Genomic DNA, 19653 nt, shown 5'->3' with positions numbered 1-19653 from the left:
ATCGAGAACCTATGAACAAATACGACTTCATCCACACAGGGGCAGTCTGTCCCAACAACTGCGAATTTTGCTCTCAGCGTGGGGGCAAATATATCGACCTGACGTCAATCGTCTCCGAAATTAACGATACCCGTCCACCATGCAACCTGTATTTCGGCGAGGGTGACGCGGCAGGCTCACCCCACGTCATCAAGGCGTTGAAGACGGCCTCCATATGGGGACTTCGCAGAGTCAAGCTGAAGACGACCGGCACGCCTCTTCTCCAGAACGACCGTCTGATGGAGCTTGTGCATGCCGGCATACTTCTATATGAGATCGATATTTTGGGCCCGGACGCCAAAACACACGACGATATTGCCGGAAGAAGCGGCGCATATAGTGATGCCTGCCGCGCGATTCGGTCGATAAAGCAGGTCAGACCACGCGGTTTCCAGATCAATGAACTGTTTTTGTTTCTGAGCGTGCCGGTCTTTGGCGGCAATATAGAGCATGTCAGCGCAATCACAAAGGAGATAATCAAATACAGGCCGGATCGAGTTGTATATAAATATGCGGGCAATGCTGACTATCGCGATTCCATATCCGCTATAGGGGCTTGTATACCCAAGCTTTTAGACGCCGGGATATGGCCTGTATTGAGCGGATTTCCTTTTTGCGTGGTCGGAGGGCTGGAGTATCACTGCCAGGAGATATATGACAGGCAGGTCGTTCCGGCAATTGGTGAATCGTGCGGCAAATGCGTTTTCAGCAGGGTGTGCTGTGGTATGGAAGAAGAACTTGGTCGGACATATCTCGAGCCGGTGCTTGAGCACAAGTATGCGGACGAAATTAACAAAATAGCCGACATGGAGACGATCCTGCTCAGCGGCAAGCATTCGATTCGCGCGCCCGGCCACCGTGTGGATGAGTCTACGATTTCCTGACAAATTTGCCCAGCAGCCTGATGCGGTCCGATGAAAAGTTTCTGATTATCTGACGCATTTTGTCCCCCATCGTCTCAGACATGGTGACCAAATTGGCTTGTTTTATCAGATAATGGCTCAGATATTCTTCCTCAAAAAGTGCACAGTAATAGGCCTGGAACACTCTTTCGGCAGGCACGGTCGATTCGGAAAACTCACGCCGCAGAGTATCATCCAGCTCAAGGCCAAAGCTTTTATTCACAAACTGAAGAATAAATCCTGTTGCACGCGCAAAACCTACTTTCCGGCTCCATTCGCCAAGCCATCGCCAGTCGGTTTCTTCAGAGGACATGAGCAGGGCAATATCGAGAAGCTGACGCGGTTCTTCCATGTCATGATGCAGAAAACTGTGCGCCAGCGCAATGCTCAGCTCTGCTCCGTTCGGCAGTCGCCGGATTCGGCCGTATTCCGTATCCATAGGCATGCGCACATTCATAAAAGCGTCTGTCAGCCCAACCGATTTGAACCGTTTGATGCTGGTCAGTGACCAGTGCACCTCAAAGACCATACCGTCGATAGAGTACACTATCTGACTGCGCAGCAGCTTTTCGGGGTGAATATCGTGTCTTGTCAGGCACTCTTGAAAACCGTCGACATCCTGTCTGGATATGAGCATGTCGACATCCGTCATGATACGCAATGCGGGGTTGTGATAAAGCGTATGAGCGGTGACCAGCCCCCTCGTGAACACATGCGCAATGCCTGATTCATCAAGAATGCCGGACAGCCGTGCAGCGGCCTGAGCAGCCCTGGCATAACGGACAAAAGTGATCTGCCGCTCATTCTTCCATCGATCCAGTGCCTCCTGCGGCAGCATGGAATTATCGAACACTTCGAGCAGGACCGGACCGATGCGCATAGCCGATGCTTTATCAAGTAATATTCGCCAGTCAACCCCATCGCCCGGGATGAGTCCTCGACGTCCATCGACAAACGCCTTCAGCCCCTCATGTATCAAAGCGCCCTCAGCCACTCTCAACGCTCCCCTGCGCGGCCTGTCCGGCCATATGCCCACAGCGCAAAATCATCTGATGGTACCGCTGAAATTTGCCCTTCCCTCAGACAATATACATGCGCAGCTCTGCGTGCCACAGACATTCGATGCGTAGTGCAAAGCACAATAATATCTTTGCTCAGACTCGATATGGTATCCATGATCGAATCCTCGTTTGCCGGGTCGAGAGCACTGGTAAACTCGTCGAGCACAAGCAGATGCGGCTGGCGCAGCAGTGACCTCGCCAGCACCAGTCTCTGTCTCTGCCCCATCGACAGGTTCGACCCCATCGGGGTAATATGTGCATCCAGCTTTCCATCCATTTCAGAGACGAAATTCGCGGAACTCACAGCTTCCAGCATTTCCCAGACCCGGCTGTCCGTGGCAGTCATATCTCCGAAAAGCAGGTTTTCGCGCACTGTACCCTCGAAGAGGTACGGCAGTTGATCCACGAGAGCGATCTGGCTCATCACATATTCCTCAGACAATTCCCGAAGCAGGTGTCCATTAAATCTGACCTCACCGCTTTTCGCCTGCCGCAGCCCGAGCACAATGTCGCACAGAGTCGATTTGCCCGCACCACTTTCACCAAGCAGCACGGTGATACCGCCTGAGCTCAGTTCCAGGTTCACATCTTCAAGGATCAGCCCGCAGCCCTCATATCCAAACGTGATATTACACAGCCTCACTTCTTCGACCGGTTCTTTCGGGTTCAATTGTCCATTTCCAGACTGCCGTTCTGAAAGGAGGTTTTGTATACGCGCGGCAGCACCTTCGATCCTGCGCAGCCCGATAATGCCTCCAGATATCGCGAGGGCTTCATCCTTTATCATAATCAGCGCCACAGGAATAAGCAGAGCTTTGCTTAGTGAGATCAGGCCCATGTTGACACACACCGCGCACCACCATAGAGCAAACATCAACAGTATCAGCGAAATGCCCTCTTGGACGGCTCCCTGCAGCGAGGTAACGAAGATGGTCCTTTTCATCTTTTGCGCAATCTCGACTGACAGCGCCTTCAGCTTTCGTGTATACCAGTCCATCAGACCAAGTGTGCGAATCGTCCGCATACCTCCGAGATATTCGCTCATTCTCGCATATAGAAGCGAAATCGCATCGTGAGCCCGTGCGCTTGCATTTTTCGCTGCTTTTGCCAGGGTCGACATCCCGATAAAAACAAGAGGCGTAGCCAGCAGGACCAATATTCCCATCAGAGGCAGGTTCTTGTAGAGTATGATGCACAGTATCAGTATGGTGAACGGCGCTCTGGCAAACGAGCGGGTAATCATTACCGGGATATCCGCCATCATAGGGATTTCATTGAAAAGCGCAGCGCTAACCAGCCCGCCGGACTTGGAAGCCATTCTCTCATATGGAAGAAACGAAAGGTGGTCGAGACATGCCCATTCCAGGTTTTTACGGATATTCGCCGATGCAAAGGAACCCAGCATCGTGGCCACCATACCCAGCAGCGAGCGCCCAAGAAATATAACACTCAGAATGACAGCCAGGTTCAGGCCGTGTCTGGGTCCCACTCCCGAACTGACAACTTCGATAAACTCGCGTGCTTTAATCAGCACCAACCCCGACAGAGACGATATGATAAGCGCCAATATCATGCCGAGGACAATCAGCGGCACTTCCGAGCGCGAGTGTTTCCATGCCCATCTGAGCAGGTCGCGGGTCTCTATCGAAGGCGACTTCGACCGGTCGTCTTCTATCGGTCTTCCGGGTATGCCGATTGGAATTCGAGTGCCTGCCATATCAAATCTCCAGTTTGGGCATCAACGCCTCTATACGGCCAAACAGATTATCCATCTGCGCAGTATTTGCCTTGTTGAAAAGCGCTCCGTTCAGCGATATCTCCCGAAAGAAAAATCTTGGGAGCATACAGTCTGCACATGGCTGTATTTTATCACGTCTGCCATTTGCATGCAGTTTTCTGAAGCTGCGCGCAGCCTCCGAGTTGACGATCTCGTCAAGCGGCGCATCATTGACATTTCCCAACACATACTCCGCATTATGATCGAAGCTGCAGGGCACCACGCTGCCGTCCCAACAGATACTGATCGACTCGCGGGCGATGGAGCACGGTTGTTTCCTGTCTTTCATCAGGCGTCCCGCCAGCATCTCCGGGTCTTTTGATCCAGGCCATGGGCATGGGCGCGTAAACCAGATATCGTCTATTCCGGGCTTCTTGAAGTAGTATTCCAGGAACGATAGCAGTTCCTCACGCGACTGCCCACTGTATATGGTGCGAATCCCCAGGTGAGCATCAGACTTCTGACCCAGTTTGATCTCGATCAGTTCGTCGAGCCTGCTGCGCGCTTCATCATATGAGTCCAGACCCTTATATGCCAGAAACCCCTGCCGGCTTATCAGGTCCATCGAAAACCGTACGGCATTGACTCCTTCATCGAGCACGCCCCGCCAGCATTCATCGGTTATCGCCAGGCCGTTCGTGGCTATAGTGGTTTGTATGCCGGCTTCAGAGAGCGCCTTCACAAATTTGGGCAGGTCCGGGTTCAGGAACGGCTCTCCATGAAGATATAGAGACACCTCGGATACCCGTCCGTCAAAGCTCGAAATCGCATTTCCAAAGGTCTCCAAGGTCATGAAACCCCGTTTTCGCGTGTGCGATGAAGACTGTGGGCACAACGGACATGCAAGGTTGCATGTGTTCGTCGGCTCGATATCTATTTTCTTCGGCAGCGAGACCCTCAGACCAAGCACCTGCCGCCAGTCGACATTGGATAAGCTCATAGACCCAATTCCCGCTTATGCCCGATGCAGCTGCCCTGACAGATTTTTCTTGCAAAAAGGAAGCAGCCCACGCAATCCTCAAACAGCGGCTTATCCAGCCAAGGCTGCAGTTGAGATTTGCAGAAATCCGCAATCCGGTCGTAATCATGTGGCTCAGTCGCTGGATATTTTACATCCAGCATAGCCATACATGGCACAAAACCACCGTCCGGCAGCACGCAAAGGTTGTGGGAATACCCGTCGCATGGCGCCGTACATGAGATCTGATATTCGTGAAGCCTGGCAATTCTCGTTTGCATGTGTAGCGGGAAGAGGCATGGCGGCAGAGGTTTTGTTATTATCAGGTGCAGCCCTTTTTCATCACAAAGCCGCTGCATCTCCATCACTTCGGGTATCATCGCGGCCAGGTCATCCCTCTTTACGAACGCATTGGAGCCGTCTCCTCCGGGAAACGTAAGCGCATACTGCACTTCCTTTACGCCGAATTTATCAGTAAGCTCAAATAAGTGCGACCAGTCGTGCCCATGGGCATACGCATTCGCGCGCAGCGAAACCGCCAAACCCTTGGATAGCACATCCGCGAGATTGCGATTCAACATATCCCACTGTCCCGGTTTGTATACATTTTTGTGGGCGACATGAACCACCAGCGAGCGCACGAAATCTTTTTCCAGTGCATGGATCACATCCGGTTCAGCCAGCAGGTTTGTCGCAAAGAATGTGTATAGCCCCCTGCATTTTAGCTCATGTAAAACATCAATGAAGTGGGGATATATTGTGGGTTCGCCGCCCAGAAAAGTTATGACAGTTGCGCCGTTTTCTTTTGCCCAATCAATAAGTTCAACAGCCATGTCAAGCGGCATATCGCCCTGATTGCCCTTTGCAAAGCAATACGGGCAATCCAGATTGCACCTGTATGACAGGAAAAGCATCAACTGCCGGTCCATGGCTTTGGACTCTTCTGAGGCCACTGCTGCATCAAACTCGTCCGCGGCGTCATCTCCCACAGCAGCACGGACAATTTCACGCACCTCCTGCCTGACCCCCAGGAAACGGGCAAGCCTTTTGGTCAACACATGCCGCTCATGTGCGCTGCAATAAGAAATTTTATTTTGCACAGCCGCAAGAAACAGTTCCATTTCACTGCGCAGATCATCGAAAATGGGAAATGTCCTGCCGGAAATGTCCTGTTGGGTCGAATATGGCCGCTGCAAATACGGGCAGAATTTATTTATGCTGTCTATGAGCCTATATGCCATATCAGCTTCTGCCTGAGCGAGGTATTCGATAGCCGGCGCGATAGAATATGGCAAGTTCTCCAGAACTTGTTGTATGCCGACATTATGAAAGACGCAATCTCTCGACGCAAGAAGTGTCGATATCCCTGCCAGGCCGGGTTCACGCAATATTCATCATCCTCCGCATGTGTCCGAAAACTGCATCGATATTATCCGCATCAGGAAATGGAGGCGACCATATCCATCCCGGCACCTGCTGCGACAGTTCAAAAACAGTATCGAACCACTGCTTCATATCATTCGTCATCACAGGTGAATTGCCCATAGACAAAAGCTGCGACATCATTTGCGGTCTCTGCATTCTCGCGGTCTGCTTCAACTCCGGCACACTTCGCTGCAGATGGACCAGCGCTCCCACCGGAGCGAATCGCATGCAGGCAAGTCTCTCATCGGCGACCGCATCGACCGTGCACTTTTCGCCGCTTTCATCTATAACCAGCTTGGGTCTGAGCAGGATGGCATGCGCATAAATCGTATTTTCGTGCCGCTGCAGCCCCACGAGGTCATCGCCCATATAAGCCATTCCTGCGCGCGCCAGAGCCAGGCACATGGTCGTCTTTCCAGCGCCTGACTCGCCGAGCAGCAGCAGAGCCTTGTCTTCATATGTCACCGCAGCGGAGTGTATGACATAAATGCCGTATAATGCCAGCAGAGCCTGCAAGATCGGCAGCAGATAGACCCACGGCTGTGGGCATATCGATGCATCACCGCTGCACTCAGGCTTCAGATAGCATACAGTCTTGTGCCGTCCGATATCGGTATATGAATACGCTTCATCACCAATTTTTAGTGCAATGCCCTTATCGGAGTCCCTTACAGCCATAACCGGTATGTCTATGGCCGTCCGTCCAAGCCATGGATCATTCGCGTTATCCAGCAGATCGATTATGTCCTGATCGACACGACGATGACGTATGCATACCTCATGCTCGAAACCCGCCTCCGCGATATCATCAGTGCTGTGATAGCTGAACATATTCTCGAGAGTTTGCATGGTCTGCGCACATGAAGTCCTGATCCGAAACCTGCCGCCGGCAAGGCACATCACAATTGTATGGTCAGCAGTATTGTATACCATTGTCTGTCAACAAAATAAGTGGTAGGATACGCTTTTGACGTACCAGCAAATATGGTGATCGTGTTTGCACACGATCACCAAACGACTGTCAAGCCGCCCGCCATATGGCGGACATACTCACTGCCATTCTGCCCTCTAGCCCGCATTATTCACAAGGAACGTGAATAATGCTCTCGGAGACCTGTATTATGCGGAAAGCGCATAATACGAGAAAGCTCAGTTACCCTGGAATTTTAGGCTCAGCAGGAGCTTCACCCTCCCAATATTGAGCTTGCCGGGAGGGCGAGGTTCCCACCGAGCCATATTCGCTCCCGTAAAACTGAACTGTTTCCATAATACGGGCTAGTAATAATAGTAGTAATAATATGTGTAGTACAGGCTCGAATAGCTGCCGGAACCGCGAACAATGTCAAGCGGCTCATGCTTGACTGTTTCAGGGCTGACATACTTCTTTTTTACAGTCTTGCTTTCCTCGTTAATCTCCATCCCTTTCCTCCTTTTCTCTAGAGTGGTTTAAGCATCTTTTGCGACAATCAGGTTTTCCTGTATCCAATAGTCGATTGATTTTTGCAGATCGGCTGCAACCATTGTCGGATCGACTTCATAGACCCCCGACAAATGCTCGATAATGGAATTATTGTCTTTGCCCGCGGCCACATCCTGCCAGATCACCGCGGCACTTTCGTTCAGGCAGTAATACGCTCCTGAAACAGTATTAACAACAACGATGGAACCGTCCAGTTCTTTCCAAGTAGCATTTGGAGCAACTTCATGAGACATTGCTTATAGTTCTGCCTCCTATTTCAATATTTTTCGCACCCGACAACGTGCGAGCTAGGCATCCGCCTCTGCATGGTCCTTGAATCATCAAACGGCAGCTCGGGCATTCAGTTTTTGAGCCCAACGGCCTGTATGGAGACAGGCTGCCCTCGAACCATTTTTTTGCCTCTCTATATGAGTAGAAATTACTGTAAGCCACAGAGCAAAGCTCCGCCAGAGGCAGACAGTATATCACACGACCGTCGGGCAATATATCCAGCCGGGAATCACATGACGAAAAGAATGAGGAATTGCACGCCCACAGCGCCCCGAGCTGCTCGGTGGTAAATGAACACCAGGGCACTCCACATTCATACTCCAGTTTCACGTCAAACCTGTTGCAAAGCCGTGCGAACTCGACAACACGTTCGGCGACAACCGGATAGTCCTCATCCGAAAGATATTCATTCGTCTTACTGAGCGTCGGCAGGACAAACCCGATCTTTATTTTCCTCGCCAGGCCATACTGGGCAATCAGGTCGAGCGTCCATTCATAATCCATCTGCTGAGGGAGAATGTTGAGTGTGATGACCACTGCCTCTCCCAGAGTCTCGAGTGATTCTCTCAGGAAGCTGTCCTGTTGGGCGGTTCTTGACTCGGGTGGGTTCACATTCACCACCCAGGTCACATTTTTATCTTTGAGCCACTGCGCGCAGACGGGGCTTTCGCTCGTTGAGCAGTTAGAGAAGATTGAGACAGCAAGGCCTTCATCAAGGAGAGAGCATGCCATTTCGACGAGATTATGGTTTAGTGTCGGCTCACCGCCCATCAGATGTACGCTTGTGATCTTCTGACGTTCCCGGATTATCCATGCTTTCAGCTCATGGAAGATTTCCATCGACATGTCGGCGATCTTGTTGCCGCCCTTTTGCATCACATCGCGTCCAAAGCAATATGAGCAGTCCAGATTGCATTTTGTAGTCAGGATCAAATTCGGCATCTAGTCTCTCCCCCGAATAATTCTCTTTCAGCCTAACCGGACAAAGCAGAGATTCCTTCATTGACGCTCGGGATGATGTGGCCCAAACACCCTCCCATGCATATGCCTTTCCTGCGAAAGTCGCATATTGAGCATCTCTCGAAGACACCTGCTCTGAAATGCTCCCTCAAGGTCTGTGCCGCGTCTTTGAAAGCACCAATCGGCATCTTGTTGTCTTCCATTTTGACCCGCATTATCCTGGCCAGCGGGAAACAGTGCCACACTTCATAATCGGGACCGATATCCATCACAGGACCGCATGTGAATATGAGTTTTGCTCCCAGCCACTGCAGTTCACCGATCTCGCGCTCCGTAAACATACACGCCACGAACCCGCAGTCCGTGCCCAAAGATATATTGAACCTTGCGGCATATCGTGCAAGATCGATAAATGCCAGCGCAGCTTCCCTGAATTTGGTTGGCGCAACGTGCTCATTTCCCCCGCCTATCATAGGGACCGCGATGCCCACCCGGATATGCTTGGATAGTCCATATTTGAGAATATAGTCCACCAAATATCGTCCATCGGGCTGTGACGGCGAAAGAGTATATGACAGTGTGCATGCTCCTCCAAATGTTTTGAAAAAAGCATCAAGGTTCTTCATTCGAGTCTCTTCATATGTGTGAGGTGGGCTGACGTTTACAATGAAGCTCAGGTTTTCGACACCGACGAATTCGTCCATACCCTCGGGACATACGCAACTGCCGCTGGTGAACACCTTTGCACGAATCCCTCTGTCAAGACACATTCTGATGACCTTGGAGAGGTTTTTGTAGGTCAGTGGTTCTCCGCCTATGAAGCCGCATTCAGTGCATACAGACCTGTCGCCCGTCTCCAGAATGCATTCGACTTCATCCAGGCTCAGTTCACGCGCCTGATATTCATCCGACCATGGGCCTTCTTTCGCAAAGCAGAAAGCGCAATTCCGACCGCAATGGGGGGTTAGAAATATGTTTGCCATTAATGTAAGAACCTGCCTTCAGACAAATCGGTCAGCCGGTAATCGATGCTGCAAGCAGGCGTATCGATCCAATAATCGACACGACCGCACGACCCCACCAGTTTCAACGGCCTTCTCGAAGCATCCCTCTTCTCGCCTATTGCTTCTCCATCTTTTGTCAGCCATATATGCCCGCAGACGCAGTGCATATTGCTTACGTCCAGAGATATATTGATCCGCACAGCTGTTCTTTGTTCCTCGTTGAGGGTGCACCATATCAGGCAGACTCGCCAATAACATGGTTGTTTGCGAAAAGCGGGAATAACCAGGCGTGCAGCCGCAAATAGCACAAGCCCCACTCGGCAGCCCAGTCTCTGGAGAACTCCCCTAGCCCCCTCATGCACGACCATTCGTTTCAAGGTCTCTTCTATATTTGAATCAAGTGGTTCCAAACCCATCGGCTGTTTTTAGAAAATTGAATCCCGTATGCCGGCATTCACTTTTATGTCTACATATTCAACACTTGCAGCCAGTTCCGATTTTGCATTATATATATCTATGTGTCTTGGAACCCAAAATCCGTCGCAATATCGTTTGTGATCGGAATACACATACTTAGCCTGCAACACACCGGATGAATCATACTGGTTTATCTTGAGCAGCTTCATATCCGACATGTCTATGACGCAGTTATGACTGCCGCTGGTTTTGTTTCCAAGCGAAAAACACACTGTGCAATTCTCCGAACGGCCATCTTGCGCCCTGGATGCCGATTTGACGACATAATTTTGCCAGATATTCTCTGTCAACAGTCCAAAATATGCATCCAGTAGGCTGGCAGACTCTCTCTCGTCCGACGATTCATTTTTTTTGTATCGCAGAGGCCGAACAGAAAGACTTCTTTTTATGCCATCGGATTTTTCGGTCAGTGTCATGGACCCGACTTTGACTTCAACTTTGATCTTGGGGGGTTTATACCAGACTGACGCCCTTCGCATCCCTTTCAACGGCATAAAATCATTCTTGAGCTTTTGAAGCACTTTCGGATTTGATTTCACTATCTTGACTTGAAAACTCAAATCCTCCAGGTTTTTAGTCGACGATATAACTGCCTTAGTCAGCTCATTGAACACACCTGCAGAGACAGGATCGTTCGTTATATAGACTTTTCTCGCAATTTTTTCTTTCTTCTCCTGCTTGTGTTTACCTGTGGACAGTACACCATGTGGAGATGCCACCAACAGAACGACTGCTAAAGCCAAAATTACAACAAACCGAAGACAATTGCATGACCAAAAGGCACTTGATTTACACATTCCCACCAGCAACCCTCGATAAAAACCACCCAGAAATAACATATCATGCTGCCATACTTACTGTCAACTTTCAGACGATAGGGACAGTTTAATTATTCTTGAGTAAACAAAGCTTGCCGCAAGACTCATATTCCCACACATCTATCATCAGTCCTGACAATACGGCAGCATGAAAATGCTCTTATGGGTTTCTAGAAGCCATCATATACTTCATCAGTTGGCAATCTTCAGCAACCGGAACTCAAGCGTTTCGAGCGTAATAATTCCAGTCACGGTTTCGCCGGTAAGAACATCAACGGCAGTAACAGGCTCACCATCTCTGGACAATCTCACATTGACAGACCCATCATAGTAGTTGCACATATCCACGATTATGCCGTCAGCGGTACTGGCTTCCAGATACTCAACCGCCATTAACTGATTGCCTGCCGTATCCGTCATTGTAATCTTGGGTTTTATCCCCCAGGAAATGAGTTGAGGTGACAGGACCTTGTATAGTGCCGTTATATTTGCAGCAGACGCTGAAGTGAAGGAAAGGACAGTAGCGTTCAATGTTTCAGATCTGGGTTTGTCATACTCGTCATAAGCCAGAAGAGATGAATTGACCAGATATATTATGCGTCCTGTGTAATTTTTGAGTGTCGCAAACGCTGCGTTTGACAGGTGTTTGGCATTCGGGACCACGAGCACCGGTGCCTTCGGCAGAATCCCGTCTTCCAACTGCCTTTCAGATATAAAGCCTGTTCTCACCTTGCTGAAAACCAAAGCATTATATGCCCGCATCGTAAGGTAGTCATATTCGTTGCCGGTATCCCAAATCAGCGAACTTGTGGAATAAAGGAGGTCGACCTGCTCGGGAAGACTCTGCAAAGCGGTAACCTCTTTCGCGGCACGGTTCAGATCACAGTTTACAATACCAACTGCTTTTGTGCATAAAGGCCGGTACATATAATGGCCATATATCTGGCTGTCGGGAGTGCCGGAACGCTCCCAAACCCAAAGAGTTGTTGCGCTCTGCCCATGGATTGCCTCCTGCCAAAGAGCAGTACGCATATGCCTCCACAACACAGTTTCGAGACTGTAATCCCCAACCATATGGTTTTCAGAATTAAAGACCGGAGCATCTTTCATAGACCGCTGGAGATCGGCATACATGTAACAGCCCAGCCATTCGTTAAAGTAGGGAGATGGATCGACGTAGTAATTGGAACCATCATTGCCGTTGATCTGGGATATGCCTGCATATAAATATGGATCGTTGCCACAGATCATCTGGCTTTTGTTGCCAAAAGTCCAATCCTGAACCTTTGCGTGAACTGGCAGATTGGGAGCTACGGCATGAACGGCATCGGCAAGTATCTTATGCCAGCCAGCGAAGTATTCCTGGTTCCACCGCACATAATCAGCCCAACGTCCCATAGGTGTGGTAACTGCACTCAAACCCGAAATTGGAATTGTAATGTCATCAAAACTGGCATAGTTCGTCCCCCAACGTCTGTTAAGGAGGTCTACGCTCACATGGCGCTTCCACAGCCATGTATGGAACGCAGCAGTCGCATATTCGCAGGGCTCCTCGATATTCACCGGCTCGTTCGTCAAACAAATGCTGTGAAGGGCAGGATGATTTTTGATCGGAGTTATCAATTCCGTGATATACTCCTTCAGAAATTCCTGACCGGAAGGCGCATGGATACAGAACGCTATAAACCCGCTGCGAGACTTCACAAGTTCTGGATATTTAGCTTTCATCCAAGCAGGAAAATAATGCGGGCTTATAAGAAGATTCACTGCTACACCGGCCTTCTGTGCTCTGTCCAGGTCTGCCTTAATGCTTTGGACAGGCGTCAGGTCAGGTGGGTTTATCTCTGTTCCATCACCATATAGGCTCCATGGTCCAATTTCAAACTGGACCATATTGATCCCATAATTCGGCCACTTTTCCATATCCGCTCTAACCTGCCCAAAGTGACCAAATCCGGTAAAGAAGACCGGGCGTATTTCGCGACAATCGCTGCCGAAAGTAATGGTTGGAGCCATAAATGAACCGCCGCTTATTACAGGTCTTGTGTCTCCTGTCCACCTGGGGAGTATGGGAAAAACCAGGCTGCCCGCTAAAGCCTGGGCAATCTGCTGATCAAGGTCGCTTTTAATCGTCTGTAGTTCAGACAGTTCAGTCGCCGCCAGCGTGGCATTAGTATCTACATCCGTCAGCGCATAATCCACAAAATTCTCAAGCACTGTATAACTCACCATCGGATATGAGATATCCTGCCCACTGGCTTTGATCCTGTCCAGCTTCGTCTTAATAGTAGGCAGGGATAACTTGATGACTTGCAGATCAGTTCTTGTATCTGCAATAGCTACAGAAGCCACACAAACCATGCAAAAAACACAAGCAATAATAAGTAACGTTCTATGCATTTTTCTACTCCTCACACTCATTTATCGCCCCAAGCAAGATCAGAGGACCCTCGCATCCTAATTACAGGACGCAATTCACCTCCGACTTTTTCACACGACACAACGCCAGTGACGAACACCGAATCTCCAACATTCACGCTCACGCCACTGGAGCAGGTACACTTGATATCAAGGTCGCTGCCGTCATCAATCGTGAACCATGTAGCTGTGTCTTGCTCCTTATCTGTCACCTTACCCCATGTTTTAATCAGGAGGCCGATGTTATTCAGGCCGGATACAGGCCCCCATACACGATAAGGTTTCTTTTCCGCATCCAGTCTGATAATCCAGCCATAAACGCCTCTCTGATATCCGAGTGATCCATTACCAATGCTGCTGTTGCTTAAGCCCAACGGTTTCAACTGATAACTAAACTTAGTCTGGTTGATTATGGCTGCTGCAATGTAGCGCTCTCCGTTCTCATTTGTGTTGCACTGCCCAATCACATTAACCAGCGTATTCGGTAAAATTCTATAGCTAGAAGCAGAATTTTCCACCCTGATTCCCATCGTGCGATCGGTGGTCTCAACATAACAACAGTCGTCAAATGATGCAGTGATAACCACGTTATTCAGCACAACGCTATTGCCGTCTCTCGCTTTCTTAACTTCGATAGGAGCCGAATATTCATCCGCGCCAATATCAAACGATGTGCCTGAATAGCGCCCCTGTCCATCTATGTCATCAGATACACCATCCACTATTATGCCTGCATCGACACAAGGTGAGGTCGATTTGATGTGATAGCAATAATCAGCGAACTGCGGATCTACCGAAATATCGCCATCTCCGGCAGATATGCCATCATAATCGGTATAAATATTCTGATAAAAATCGTTGTTCCGCAAGACAGGTAATCCGCCGTATCGATAAATTCCCGAACTGTTGAATACCACTATATTGTTGGATATAGACGGCGAAGAAGCAAAGCTATATATTGCACCACCCAAACACAATGATGTGTTCGACAAAATAGTGTTGTTTGCAATGATAGGTGATGAATAACTTGTGCAGTATATACCGCCGCCATCGCCCGCCTCATTGCCTACTATCAAGTTGTTAATTATCGTCGGAGAAGCACCTGAGCAATAAATTCCGCCGCCATTACTGGCATTGTTACCGGTAATTGTGTTGTGGGCTATAACAGGCGACCCAGCATAAAGGCAATGTATCCCGCTGCCTGTATCGGAGGTTGAATATTTCCCGTTTTGTATTGTAAACCCATCTATACGTGTGGTAGAGATCGCAGAATCAGGTATAGTTATGACTGTGCCCGCCTGATTACCGTCAATGATTGTATTGTTGGCAAGCCAGTTTCTTTGATTTTTTGCGCTCTCGCTGCCGGCAAATCCGCCATATAACGCAACACCCGATGGAAGTATGATACATTCCTTGTAAGGATGAGTGATATCGCCTGCAACCCATATTTCATCACCTGGGATGGCAGCATCGATCGCGTCTGATATGGCATGAAAAGAGTTTGCCCAGGTATAACCCGACTCATTACCTGTGGAATTCCATTTCACATACCATATGCTGGACGAAGCAGGTCCGGCAATACAAGAGAGACATAACACAGCGAAGATGTATATTGCAGTCATCCTATCACACATTTCTCACCAACTCCTGTAATTTGAGATTGTTATTGGGCATAAATGCGAAGCCATGACAGCTGTACCGCATTATTCACGAGAAACGTGAATAATGCTCTCGGAGACCCGAATTATGCGTGAAGCGCGTAATCCAGGTATAAAGGTCATTGTAGTCTAGCCCCAATACGCTTGCTTGTCAATAACTAAGACGTTCTTGCCAGCTTAAATTTTTGCCGCCCCACCAACCGCCACCAATGGGTATAAGCAATTCCGAGGCATCACAAATGAACGACTATCGTCAGCTTATGGGAGATATCGGCACAGTGATAGACGCGATGGGAGTCGTGGTAATCGTGATCGGAGCCGTATACGCTACAGGCCGTTTCCTATTCCGGCGGGAGCCTGCCGCATCATACCAACTCTATAGGCTGAACCTTGGTCGCGCCATACTCCTGGGACTTGAATTTCTAATAGCTGGAGACATAATTCGCACGGTAGTGGTTGCGCCCACACTGGAGAATGTGGTGGTGCTGGGGTTGATAGTCCTCATCCGGACATTTTTGAGCACCGCATTGCAGTTTGAACTCGAAGGCAGATGGCCATGGCAGGCGACACGGCAGGACTCCGCCGATCACGACTGAGCCAACCATCAGTTTTCCGAGACGACGGTGTTTCTCAGAACGCCTATTTCCTCGATCTCTATCTCGGAAACATCTCCGGGTCTCATGTAGACCGGCGGAGTGCGCGCAAAACCCACACCAGACGGTGTACCGGTAAGTATGGCAGTACCGGGCAGGAGTGTCATACACCTGCTCAAATAGCTGACCACACTGGCTACCGGAAAGATCATATCATTAGTGTTGCCGTCCTGCATAACCTTACCATTCAAGCGTGAGATAACCCGCAAGTTGGTCGGGTCAAGATACGTCACCACATATGGTCCCATGGGCGCGAACGTATCGAAACTCTTTGCACGGACCCACTGACCGTCTGCTTTCTGCGCATCTCTCGCTGAAACATCATTGGCACATGTATAGCCGAAAACGTAATCGAGCGCATCCGACTCGGAGACATTTCGGGCGCTTTTGCCTATTATGACGCACAGCTCGGCTTCATAATCCACATGATCCGGCGCTGTATGAGGGAGCACTATATTCTGACCATGAGCGATAACCGCCGTGCTCGCCTTCATAAAGAGCAGCGGAGCAGTCGGAAGAATATCATTTGTTTCTTTCGAGTGCTCGGCATAGTTGAGGCCTATCGCCAGCACATTAGGCGGGTCAACAGGCGGCAGATAAGTCGTTATCTCAGACTCATCTATCGAATCGCCTGTTTTTGCGACAGTATCGAACAGGCTGCCCTTTATCACTTCTATTTGCCCATCATCAGCAAACACTCCATATGTGCCCTGTGGGTATCTCGCACTCTTAAAACGAACAAACTTCAACATGCTCTCCTAATACACTATATTTCAAAATCAGCGGCGATGAATGTGTGATCGGACGGCTTTTCAAGCATCCTAGGCTCAGCGTCGATCCAGCAGCCTGTCGACTTTGCGGCCAGCGTCTCGGTTGCCCATATATGGTCAAGCCGCCATCCCATCCTGCGCTTAAGCGCGTTGGGCACACGATAGTCCCAGAATGTAAACTGGTTCGACTCACCCAGATGATGCTTGCGGAAGACGTCGACGAACCCCCACTCCTTCGCAAAATCGAGCGCCGCATGCTCCTTAGGGTTATAACACACACTGCCCATCAGCCCCTCGGGGTCATACACATCTATTGGCTCGCGTGCGACATTGAAATCTCCCACCCACACAATCGAATCATCGGGAGTAAATGAAACATCGAAGTAGCTTCGCATATTCTGTATCCATGCGAGCTTATAGTCGAATTTGGGCGAATCAATGGCCGTCCCCTGTGGAATATATGTGTTGACTATAGTGATGCCATTCACACCGGCGCGTATAATGCGAGCTTCCTCATCCCAGTCGGTTCTGCCGGTACCGATAACTATATCCTCCAGCGGATGCCGGCTTATAATTGCTACGCCATTGAAGGCCTTTTGACCCTTGAAAGCCGTGTGATAGCCCGCATTGGTTATTGCATCGAGAGGGAACTCTTCATCGCGGACTTTTGTCTCCTGCACGCAGACGACATCGGCCTCATTCGCGCCCATCCAGTCGAGGATTACCTGCAGACGGTTCCTGATCGAGTTCGCATTGAAACTGGCTACCCTCAATCTTTTACTCACCTTTTATCGCCTTGGCGACTTTTCGCCCCAACTCAACACAACCTGCTAAGTCGGATTCGGTGGGAACATAGTTCACACGCACGCCCGGATCGATGATATCGAACTTCATCTCTTCCATAGCAGCATTGAGCAGCTTGACCGCCTCGCCGCCCCATCCGTATGACCCGAACGCAGCGCCTATCTTGTTCGCCGGGCGCAGACCCTTCACATAGCTTACGACATCGGCCATTCGCGGGAGCATGCCGTTGTTGATGGTCGCTGAGCCGAATATGATCGCTTTGGCGTCCAGCATCTCGGTCGCGACATCGCTGCGGTGGTTGAACTGCATATTCATGACTTTGACGCTTATGCCCTCGGCGTCAAGACCCTCGGCAATGGCGTTGGCCATATGCTCTGTGCTGTGCCACATGGTATCATAGACGACCAGGGCCTTGGCTGTTGTCTCCTGCCTGCTCCATTTGCCCCATGCTTCGATGATGGAACCGGGATTGCTCCGCCAGATCACACCATGGTCCGGTGCGATCATCTCTATCTCAAGGTTCATCTCACTCACACGTGCCAACAGCTTTTGCACGAGCGGCGAATAAGGCAGCAGGATATTGGCGTAATACTTGGCAGCCTCGTGCATCAGTTTAGACTGGTCAACCTCATCATCGAATCGCTCAGTGGTCGCCCAGTGTTCGCCGAACGCATCCTGCGATATCAGCAACTTGTCCTGCTCGATATATGAAAACATGCTGTCCGGCCAGTGGAGCATTCGGGTCTCGAGAAAACGCACTGTCTTTGAACCCAGGCTCAGAGTCTGGCCGTCGGTGACCACTTCATACGGCCAGTCATCACGATGATAATGCGCAAGCAGCGACTTTTTGCCGTTTGACGAACAGAACACTTTCTCCGGCCTGACTATTTCCATCACCTCGGGCATAGACCCGCTGTGATCCGGCTCGACATGGTTTACTACTATATAGTCAATTTTTGCGGGGTCGATAATGCGCTTTATGTTGGAGATAAGCGCGCAGCCATGGCCTTTTTTCACAGTATCGAAGAGCGTAACCTTGTCGTCTATGACCAGATATGCATTATATGTCGTTCCCTGGGGAGTGGAATAGCCGTGGAAATCGCGCACATCCCAGTCCAGCGCTCCCACCCAGTAAATGTTTTTCTTTATCTCTATCGGTTCCATCTGTCTCACACACCTATTACCTGTTACCTATTTCCCCCATCTCTGCAATCTTCTGCTTGACTGTCTTAGCGGCAAGAGGATGATACATAATCAGCAAATCCGCACCCGCATTCAGCAGGCTCATGGCCGTCGCTATCTCAAGTAAAGCTCCGCGCTTCTCAGCCGATCCCCAAAGTGGAAATGCATCTTGAGGAGCCTTGCTCTCCTTTGTCTTTGCGACCTCGCAGCCCGGAGTGCCCAGCATCGGCATAGCTAGCATAGCGTCACCAGTAAACGCCGCGGTGCGTATTCGCTCCATCACAGAATATGTATATTCAAGGCCATAGCCTATAGCGCCGGTAAGAGCATCGATCACTATCTTCTCCGGTGCGATCCCCATATTGGTCATCAGAATATTGAGCTGCTTGGCCATATTGACATCTATCGGCGTCTGAGCGACCACAGAGTGCCCATATCCCATCGCGGCGGCGGCGAGTGTCTTGTAATTATCCGTCTCCGCCCAGTTCAGGAGCAGGTTTTCGCCGGTAAACTCACTGGCTATCTGCTTGATTACCTCGTTCATTTTATCATAATTGCCCGGACCAGTCACTATAATCGGCACTCCTACAGCCTTGAGCACGCTCTCGACTACTTTTGCCGCTTCTTCTGGTGATTTGTCGCCATTATCGGGATGGGTCCCGTCGAGTCTGACGCTGATCGCCTCCGCACCAAGCTCCTCAACGCAGTATTTAGCCATACCGGCAGGATTTTCAAGCAGATTGCCGTATGCTTCGAGTATGCTCTCAGGCAGCTTTGGCGAGACCTGATCGAAGACCTCCATCGCGACTATCTGCCTGCAGCCCGTGTCGCCCTCGAAATGCCTGAACGGCAGCGTGGACGCTCCTCCAATGGTCACAGCCGATGTCCGTGTCCCGCCGCCGCCGAGTGTAACTGTGCGAACCTGCATGTTGGCCGTCTCGCCGGGCACACTGAACCTGCCGGGCATGACAATCTCAGCCGACGTATATTGCCTGTC

Annotated in this window: 19 protein-coding genes; 2 read left to right on the top strand and 17 right to left on the bottom strand. The window is 50.1% G+C overall.

Features of this window, described 5'->3' with window-relative positions:
* The first annotated feature begins 11 nt into the window (after positions 1-11).
* The gene (locus LLG46_13700; protein ID MCE5324349.1) at positions 12-923 is read left to right on the top strand and encodes a hypothetical protein; all 912 of its coding nucleotides are present in this window, start codon (positions 12-14) and stop codon (positions 921-923) included.
* On the opposite strand, the gene LLG46_13695 is transcribed toward LLG46_13700, so the two are convergent.
* The 13 genes from LLG46_13695 to LLG46_13635 all read right to left on the bottom strand — a co-directional run bounded on the left by LLG46_13695 (position 910) and on the right by LLG46_13635 (position 15223).
* A complete protein-coding gene (locus LLG46_13695; protein ID MCE5324348.1) occupies positions 910-1935 on the bottom strand; it encodes a nucleotidyltransferase family protein in 1026 nt (341 codons plus the stop codon). The genes LLG46_13700 and LLG46_13695 overlap by 14 nt on opposite strands.
* A 2-nt stretch (positions 1936-1937) precedes the next feature.
* Positions 1938-3719: an ABC transporter ATP-binding protein/permease gene (locus LLG46_13690; protein ID MCE5324347.1), complete on the bottom strand. Its 1782-nt coding sequence runs from the start codon at positions 3717-3719 to the stop codon at positions 1938-1940.
* Between the two features lies 1 nt (position 3720).
* On the bottom strand, positions 3721-4719 hold the full coding sequence (locus tag LLG46_13685) for a radical SAM protein (GenBank protein ID MCE5324346.1): 999 nt from the start codon (positions 4717-4719) through the stop codon (positions 3721-3723).
* Complete coding sequence (locus LLG46_13680) at positions 4716-6125, bottom strand: radical SAM protein (GenBank protein MCE5324345.1); 1410 nt, start codon at positions 6123-6125, stop codon at positions 4716-4718. Before LLG46_13680 ends, LLG46_13685 begins: the two co-directional genes overlap by 4 nt.
* Positions 6118-7095, bottom strand: a complete 978-nt coding sequence (locus tag LLG46_13675; protein MCE5324344.1) for a hypothetical protein — start codon at positions 7093-7095, stop codon at positions 6118-6120. The genes LLG46_13680 and LLG46_13675 overlap by 8 nt, the downstream gene beginning before the upstream one ends.
* Positions 7096-7437: 342 nt before the next feature.
* The gene (locus tag LLG46_13670; protein ID MCE5324343.1) at positions 7438-7581 is read right to left on the bottom strand and encodes a hypothetical protein; all 144 of its coding nucleotides are present in this window, start codon (positions 7579-7581) and stop codon (positions 7438-7440) included.
* 27 nt (positions 7582-7608) lie between these two features.
* A complete protein-coding gene (locus LLG46_13665; GenBank protein ID MCE5324342.1) occupies positions 7609-7875 on the bottom strand; it encodes a PqqD family protein in 267 nt (88 codons plus the stop codon).
* Positions 7865-8854 carry a radical SAM protein gene (locus tag LLG46_13660; protein MCE5324341.1) on the bottom strand — a complete coding sequence of 330 codons (990 nt, stop codon included), beginning with the start codon at positions 8852-8854 and terminating at the stop codon, positions 7865-7867. The genes LLG46_13665 and LLG46_13660 overlap by 11 nt, the downstream gene beginning before the upstream one ends.
* Before the next feature lie 32 nt (positions 8855-8886).
* A complete protein-coding gene (locus LLG46_13655) occupies positions 8887-9855 on the bottom strand; it encodes a radical SAM protein (protein MCE5324340.1) in 969 nt (322 codons plus the stop codon).
* Entirely contained in the window at positions 9855-10244 is a 390-nt protein-coding gene (locus LLG46_13650) for a hypothetical protein (protein ID MCE5324339.1), read from the bottom strand. The genes LLG46_13655 and LLG46_13650 overlap by 1 nt, the downstream gene beginning before the upstream one ends.
* 57 nt (positions 10245-10301) lie before the next feature.
* Positions 10302-11096, bottom strand: coding sequence for a hypothetical protein (locus LLG46_13645; GenBank protein ID MCE5324338.1), 795 nt, complete (start codon positions 11094-11096; stop codon positions 10302-10304).
* Between the two features lie 267 nt (positions 11097-11363).
* Positions 11364-13571 carry a beta-galactosidase gene (locus tag LLG46_13640; GenBank protein ID MCE5324337.1) on the bottom strand — a complete coding sequence of 736 codons (2208 nt, stop codon included), beginning with the start codon at positions 13569-13571 and terminating at the stop codon, positions 11364-11366.
* 17 nt (positions 13572-13588) lie between these two features.
* Positions 13589-15223 (bottom strand): right-handed parallel beta-helix repeat-containing protein, encoded by a 1635-nt coding sequence (locus LLG46_13635; GenBank protein ID MCE5324336.1) that lies wholly within the window; start codon positions 15221-15223, stop codon positions 13589-13591.
* A 263-nt stretch (positions 15224-15486) separates the two neighbouring features.
* Between LLG46_13635 and LLG46_13630 the strand changes: the two genes are divergently transcribed.
* Positions 15487-15843: a DUF1622 domain-containing protein gene (locus LLG46_13630; protein ID MCE5324335.1), complete on the top strand. Its 357-nt coding sequence runs from the start codon at positions 15487-15489 to the stop codon at positions 15841-15843.
* A gap of 8 nt (positions 15844-15851) precedes the next feature.
* On the opposite strand, the gene LLG46_13625 is transcribed toward LLG46_13630, so the two are convergent.
* Genes LLG46_13625 through LLG46_13610 form a run of 4 tightly spaced genes read right to left on the bottom strand, consistent with a single transcriptional unit; the run spans position 15852 to position 19584 of the window.
* The gene (locus tag LLG46_13625; GenBank protein ID MCE5324334.1) at positions 15852-16652 is read right to left on the bottom strand and encodes a fumarylacetoacetate hydrolase family protein; all 801 of its coding nucleotides are present in this window, start codon (positions 16650-16652) and stop codon (positions 15852-15854) included.
* A gap of 14 nt (positions 16653-16666) precedes the next feature.
* Positions 16667-17455, bottom strand: coding sequence for an exodeoxyribonuclease III (gene xth / locus LLG46_13620; GenBank protein ID MCE5324333.1), 789 nt, complete (start codon positions 17453-17455; stop codon positions 16667-16669).
* A complete protein-coding gene (locus tag LLG46_13615) occupies positions 17448-18638 on the bottom strand; it encodes a flavodoxin domain-containing protein (GenBank protein MCE5324332.1) in 1191 nt (396 codons plus the stop codon). Before LLG46_13615 ends, xth begins: the two co-directional genes overlap by 8 nt.
* 16 nt (positions 18639-18654) lie before the next feature.
* On the bottom strand, positions 18655-19584 hold the full coding sequence (locus LLG46_13610) for an acetyl-CoA decarbonylase/synthase complex subunit delta (GenBank protein MCE5324331.1): 930 nt from the start codon (positions 19582-19584) through the stop codon (positions 18655-18657).
* Positions 19585-19653 lie beyond the last annotated feature (69 nt).

It is taken from the genome of bacterium (assembly GCA_021371935.1).
Taxonomy (GTDB): Bacteria; Armatimonadota; UBA5829; order UBA5829; family UBA5829; genus UBA5829.
This window is presented reverse-complemented; position numbering and strand designations above follow the sequence as displayed.